Source organism: Brevibacillus sp. RS1.1 (assembly GCF_013284365.1).
Lineage (GTDB): Bacteria > Bacillota > Bacilli > Brevibacillales > Brevibacillaceae > Brevibacillus > Brevibacillus brevis_D.
Genome location: NZ_JABSVA010000036.1, coordinates 1 through 662 on the forward strand (window position 1 = coordinate 1; position 662 = coordinate 662).

Below are 662 nucleotides of genomic sequence, written 5' to 3' on the forward strand. Positions count from 1 at the left end.
CTCTACGTCGAATCATCTTCTTGATCAAGTAGGATCGTAGTACCCAGTGGGTACAATCAAACATGGAGCTGTGGTGAAGTTGGAGTTCACGCCGGTCTGTCACACCGGAGGTCGCGGGTTCGAGTCCCGTCAGCTCCGCCATCTTTCTTAACGAGATGGCATAGTTCATGAACATGAAAAAGGTTTAACGGAATAAAAAAACGTTGATTTTTCATGAAAGATATGCCATAATTAAAGATATGCCGGTATAGCTCAATTGGTAGAGCACCTGACTTGTAATCAGGGGGTTGTGGGTTCAAGTCCTATTGCCGGCACCATGAAACTGGGGAGATAGTGAAGTGGCTAAACACGGCAGACTGTAAATCTGCTCCCTCCGGGTTCGGCGGTTCGAATCCGTCTCTCCCCACCATTTTCATGAGCCATTAGCTCAGTTGGTAGAGCATCTGACTTTTAATCAGAGGGTCGAAGGTTCGAGTCCTTCATGGCTCACCAGTTTTTACAAACCCGAAAAGTGAAAGTCAGCTTGTTAAAAGATCTGGCTACTTGGATGGGAAAATGCGGTCGTGGCGGAATTGGCAGACGCGCTAGATTCAGGTTCTAGTGGTGGCAACACCGTGGAGGTTCAAGTCCTCTCGACCGCACCAATCAACTTCTTCTTACAG

General features: G+C 47.7%; 5 tRNA genes. All 5 read left to right on the forward strand.

What is annotated here, in order from left to right:
- The first annotated feature begins 64 nt into the window (after positions 1–64).
- The 5 genes from HP570_RS29195 (at position 65) to HP570_RS29215 (ending at position 644) form a co-directional block, all read left to right on the forward strand.
- Positions 65–141 (forward strand) — tRNA-Asp (locus tag HP570_RS29195).
- A 100-nt stretch (positions 142–241) separates the two neighbouring features.
- Positions 242–317 (forward strand) — tRNA-Thr (locus HP570_RS29200).
- 7 nt (positions 318–324) lie between these two features.
- Positions 325–409 (forward strand) — tRNA-Tyr (locus HP570_RS29205).
- Between the two features lie 7 nt (positions 410–416).
- A tRNA-Lys gene (locus HP570_RS29210) sits at positions 417–492 on the forward strand.
- Positions 493–557: 65 nt separating this feature from the next.
- Positions 558–644, forward strand: a tRNA-Leu gene (locus HP570_RS29215).
- Positions 645–662: the final 18 nt, after the last annotated feature.